5 protein-coding genes are annotated in these 4,762 nt (G+C 70.9%); 1 reads left to right on the plus strand and 4 read right to left on the minus strand.

Translation table 11 applies throughout. The annotated features are described in order from the left end of the window. Nucleotides 1-528, plus strand: a 528-nt coding sequence (locus tag FNH09_RS49335) for a hypothetical protein (protein WP_238427469.1), incomplete at its 5' end; no start/stop codon positions are given. 77 nt (nucleotides 529-605) lie between these two features. On the opposite strand, the gene FNH09_RS44595 is transcribed toward FNH09_RS49335, so the two are convergent. From FNH09_RS44595 to FNH09_RS44610, 4 genes are all read right to left on the minus strand, one after another. Further along, complete coding sequence (locus FNH09_RS44595) at nucleotides 606-1,619, minus strand: YhjD/YihY/BrkB family envelope integrity protein (RefSeq protein ID WP_338017871.1); 1,014 nt, start codon at nucleotides 1,617-1,619, stop codon at nucleotides 606-608. Between the two features lie 100 nt (nucleotides 1,620-1,719). Then, nucleotides 1,720-2,886 carry a PP2C family protein-serine/threonine phosphatase gene (locus tag FNH09_RS44600; RefSeq protein WP_152895581.1) on the minus strand — a complete coding sequence of 389 codons (1,167 nt, stop codon included), beginning with the start codon at nucleotides 2,884-2,886 and terminating at the stop codon, nucleotides 1,720-1,722. A gap of 163 nt (nucleotides 2,887-3,049) precedes the next feature. Then, nucleotides 3,050-3,229, minus strand: a complete 180-nt coding sequence (locus tag FNH09_RS44605; protein ID WP_152895582.1) for a hypothetical protein — start codon at nucleotides 3,227-3,229, stop codon at nucleotides 3,050-3,052. A 261-nt stretch (nucleotides 3,230-3,490) separates the two neighbouring features. Next, on the minus strand, nucleotides 3,491-4,366 hold the full coding sequence (locus FNH09_RS44610; RefSeq protein WP_152895583.1) for an undecaprenyl-diphosphate phosphatase: 876 nt from the start codon (nucleotides 4,364-4,366) through the stop codon (nucleotides 3,491-3,493). Nucleotides 4,367-4,762: the final 396 nt, after the last annotated feature.

Raw genomic sequence — 4,762 nt, forward strand, 5'->3', positions numbered from 1 at the left:
GCCGGGGGCCGGGTCGTGGGCGGGACCGGGTGGCCGGACGGCGGCTGGTACCCGTACCGGGTGCGCGGCCGCGAACGCAGTGGGACGGTGCTGTGGATCGCAGGGCGCGACGACGACCCCGACCAGGTGTTCGCCCCGGCGGACGCCGACCCGCGACGCGTGCCGGTGTTCGTGACGGGACGGCAGGTCCGGATGTACGTACGTCGGCACGGCCGGCGGCTGGACGACTCGCGGACCGCCACCCTGGAACTGGTCCGGGTGCAGCACTGGCTGGACGACCCGGCCCGCAGGAAGGTTCCCGCGGGCGCCGTGCTGGAGGTGTGGAACTTCTTCGAGGACCTGGCCCGCGGTCTGGCCTCGGCCCACCTCCTGCCCGACCAGGGTGCGGTGCACAACGGTGCCTACGACAAGCTCTTCGGGGACGAGTGCGACGCGTGGACACCCGAGGAACGGGGCGCGGTGCTGGAGCTGCTCGCGGCCGGAGTGGAGCTGTGGAACACGTGCCCGGTGGCCGCCGGTCCCCGGTGAGGGACTGCTGAAGGGTCCGCTGCCGTACGGGCCTGCGTGGGCCGCGTGCGTTGCGCGGGTTGTCCGGGGCCGTCGGGTCAGGTGTTCTCCGGGTCCTCGTGCGGGCCGTTCGTCGGGCCGCTCTCCGGGCCGTTCCCCGGCGTCTTGGACCGTCGGCGCGATACCTGTTCGCGTGCGGTGTGCCAGCGGGAGCGGGCCTGCTCGACCACGAGGTCCCACTGGCGGCGGACCTCGTTGTCCGAGGGACGGTGGCCGTTCTTGATCCGGACGAGTTCGTCGCGCACCTCACGGCCCACCGCCGCCGACCCGACGATGACGAGCATGGCGGCGAACAGCGCGGAGATCATCGCGAAGACGGCTCCGATCGCCCCGTAGCGCGAGGCGTAGGAGTTGAACAGGCGCGGCAGATACACGGCCGCGCCGATCGAGTAGACGGCCGTCAGGACGGCCGCGGTGGTCCCGAAGGGCAACAGGTCCGCCCAGCCGATCCGTTTCGCGGACAGCAGCCGGCCGCTCCAGAGGAGGAAGGCGGCGGTCAGCGGCACCTCGGACACCGCCGCCGTCAGCTCCAGCCGGCCGCCGCCGAGGACCGCATGGAGCCATCCGGTGACGGCCATGTAGGCGCCCAGCGAGATGATCCACCACAGGCCGTTGCGCGTGTTGCGGACACTGAGCGGCTTCAGCTGCCAGGTCTGTTCGAACAGTCGCTGCGAGGCCCGTGCGAAGCTCAGCGCGGAGATCGTCAGGAACACCACCCCGAAGACTCCCGTGCTCGAGACGTCGTCGTCGGCCGGGGTGAAGAGCGACCGGACGGAGGCGGCGCCCGCTCCGGTGAGGCCGTAGCGGCTGATGATCCGTTCCGCGGCGTCGTAGTCCGTGGCGCTGTTCAGCACGGCGCTGGTCAGGATCGCGAGCGGGATGACCGCGGTGAGCGCGCTGGAGGCCAGGGCCATCGCGCGGTCGAAGCCCACGATCTTCTGGAACCTGTTGACGACGCGCAATGCGAAGGAGGGGCGCAGCCAGAACGTCAGGGTCCTGGTGACGCGCTCGCGATTGATCTCCGCGGTTCTGTCCTCCGTAGCGATCGTCACCTTTGTGGTGGTGTGACCTTAATGGACGAACCGGTGAGCGGCGTGGGGCGACACGGCTCGGCCGGGCCCGCGGTGGGGCGACCGGTCGGGACTCGGCCGGTCAGCCGGGGTGGCCGTCGAGGTGGGCGGCGGGCTGCGGCCGGGGGAAGTGCCGGGAGCGGGTGCGCTCGATCACCAGTACGGCGGCGTCGTCGCCGGGGCTGCCTCCGACATGGCGGAGCAGGTCGTGGTGGATGTGCCGCAACAGGGCGTCGGGGCTGTTGACGGGCAGGAACGAGGTGATCCGTTCGGCGAGCGGATAGAAGACCCCGCCCGGCGACCGGGCTTCGACGACCCCGTCCGTGTAGAGCACGAGCAGGTCACCGCCCTCGACGGTGAAGGTCTCGGCGGAGCGGGGCGAACCGGCCGGCTCGCACAGACCCAACGGCGGTACGGGGTGTCGGACGGACAGGGCGGTGACCTGTCGGCCGCGTACCCGCAGCGGAGCCGGATGCCCGAAGTTGATGATCTTGGCCTGCGCGGTGTCGTCGGGGATGTCCAGTAGGAGGGCGGTGATGAAGTGCTCGCCGAGCTCCTGCTCGGTGTCCACCACCTCCGCCAGGTTCCGGTGGACGCTGTCCTCGACCGCGCCGGCCAGTTCGGGCAGGGTGTCGTACCGGTGCGCGCCCTCGCGGAACGCGCCCAGGACCAGGGAGGCCTCGGCGATGGCGGCCAGTCCTTTGCCCCGGACGTCACCGATGACCACGCGGGTGGCGGGCCGGTCGGCACGGGCGACGGCGAAGAGATCACCCCCGATCTGGGTCTCGTCCTCGGCGGACAGGTACAGCCAGGCCACCCGCAGCGGGCCGACCCGCCGTGGCGGTGGCCGCAGCAGCACGAGCTGTGCCGTCTCGGCCACGGACCGCGCCAGGCCCAGTTCCCGCTCCCTGCGTTCCTGGATGTGGCGCAGGAAGACCGTGAGCCCGGACAGCAGGGTGAGTGCGGTGATCTGCGCCAGATGGTTGGGCGTGGTCAGTCCGCCGTGGAACACGGCGATCAGCGTCTGGGCCGTGATGGCCAGGGCCCCGGCCAGGGCGGTCATGGCGGTGCCGGCCAGCGAGGCGGTGAGTGCGGGAGCGACGACCAGCAGGGGTCCGAGATGGACGTCGTTTGGTACCTGGAGATCCACCACGGTGATCGCCACGATCAGTCCGAGCGGAATCGCCACCAGTCCACGGCTCAGTGGCTGCTCGAGGAGGTGGTCCACCGAGGCATGCCGGAGACCCATATGTCTATTTTGCTCTCTGGCTGAAATATCGCCCCGTATTGGGGGGGCCGGGAGTGGCGCGTGCACGTAAACCCGGAACGCGTGCACGTGAACCCGGAAGGAGATGTCCGTCCGGCGGCGACCTCCCCAGGTGCCGCCGGACGGAGAGCGGGGGTGGTGCGGCTCAGGCCGCCTTCACGACCTCGCCGCGGATCGCCGCGGCCCACTCGATCACCAGCAGCTCGTACTCCGTCCGCTCCTGGGTCGACAGCGAGCCGCCCGCGCGCATCCAGAGCGCCCGGATCTGCTCGTTCACCTCGGCAGCGCCACGCACGGAACCAGGGGTCACGGATTCGGGGGACATGGGGGTCAGCCTAGGGGCAAGCACTGACGGTGCGCTACCGGGTCACTACACAGATCGTATGCCGTAGGTCACGGGCGCAGGAGCGCCGAGATGTGACGGCGGCGGGACGGCCGGGGCGGAACGGCCCTGCGCGGGACGGGAGTTCGCGCGGTGCGGCAGCGGCCGGGGTCGGCCGCGGCGGCCGACTGCGGGCTCCCCTTCCGTGAAATGCGACGGGGGAGAGCCCTGTTGACGTTCCGCGGGTGCCGCCGTGCGCGGTTCTCAGCCCGCGGACTCCGCCGCGTGCGGGCTCAACACGCCCGCGGCCACCAGGCCGATGACGACGATGCCGAGGGCGACGCGGTAGTAGACGAACGGCATGAAGGACTTGGTGGAGATGAACTTCATGAACCACGCGATGACCGCGTAGCCAGACGCGAACGCGATCGCCGTCGCGAACAGCGTCGGCCCCCACAGCACATGGTCGTTCTCCAGCGCGTCCTTGGTCTCGAAGAGGCCGGACGCGAGCACCGCCGGCATGGCGAGCAGGAAGGAGTAACGGGCCGCCGCCTCACGCCTGTAGCCCATGAAGAGGCCGCCGCTGATGGTGGCGCCGGACCGGGAGACGCCGGGCACGAGGGCGCAGGCCTGGCAGAAGCCGTAGATCAGACCGTCCTTCACGCCGAGGTCCTCAAGCCCCTTGCGCTGCTTGGGTGCCCGGTGCCGGCCGCCCTTCTCGTCGCGGTCCGCGAGGCGGTCGGCTATGCCTATGACGATGCCGACGACGATCAGCATGGTCGCCGTGACCCGCAGATCACGGAACGGCCCCTCGATCTGGTCCTTGAGCGTCAGGCCGAGCACGCCGATCGGGATCGAGCCGACGATCACCAGCCACCCCATCTGCGCGTCGTGGTCGCTGCGCATCGCCTTGTCGAAGAGCGAGCGGCACCACGCGGAGAGGATCCTGCCGATGTCCTTGCGGAAGTAGATCAGCACGGCGGCCTCGGTGCCGATCTGGGTGATCGCGGTGAAGGCCGCTCCCGGGTCCTTCCAGCCCGAGAAGGCGGCGGTGAGCCGCAGATGCGCGCTGGAGGACACGGGGAGGAACTCGGTCAGCCCCTGGACGAGGCCGAGGACGAGGGATTCGAACCAAGACATGAAGTGAGGAAGTCCAAGTGCCGATGCGGAAAGGGGCGAGGGTCCGCCGGGTCCGCCCGGTCCGCCGTGCGGGGGCACGGACACGCGTTCCGTCGCGCGCGTTGATCACGTGCGCCGTGATGCAGCGTAGCGTCCCCGGGTGACAGGCCCGTCACAGGGGTTTCGAACACGGCTGGTGAGCAGCCGCTTCCGGGTGTTGACCGGCCACGGTGCCGCCGCATACGTTGCCGGGAGGGAAAGCGCTTGCTGTCGTGCGCGCCGCCGTGCTCACCGCCAGGGCCGCCGCCGTGCCCGCCGCCTTGTCCGCCGCTTCGGAGGAGTGCTGATCACGCTCATGCCCACGCCTGCCGCCCGCCCCGGGACGCCCACGTCGCCATCCGCCGCCCGCCCCGGGAC

The sequence above is a fragment of the Streptomyces adustus genome (assembly GCF_009377175.1).
GTDB lineage: Bacteria > Actinomycetota > Actinomycetes > Streptomycetales > Streptomycetaceae > Streptomyces > Streptomyces adustus.

What these genes read in the sequence shown, in the direction of transcription:
- FNH09_RS44600 (WP_152895581.1), bottom strand. Translation starts at nt 2,886, where the DNA reads ATGGGTCTCCGGCATGCCTCGGTGGACCACCTCCTCGAGCAGCCACTG.
- FNH09_RS44605 (WP_152895582.1), bottom strand. Translation starts at nt 3,229, where the DNA reads ATGTCCCCCGAATCCGTGACCCCTGGTTCCGTGCGTGGCGCTGCCGAG.
- FNH09_RS44610 (WP_152895583.1), bottom strand. Translation starts at nt 4,366, where the DNA reads ATGTCTTGGTTCGAATCCCTCGTCCTCGGCCTCGTCCAGGGGCTGACC.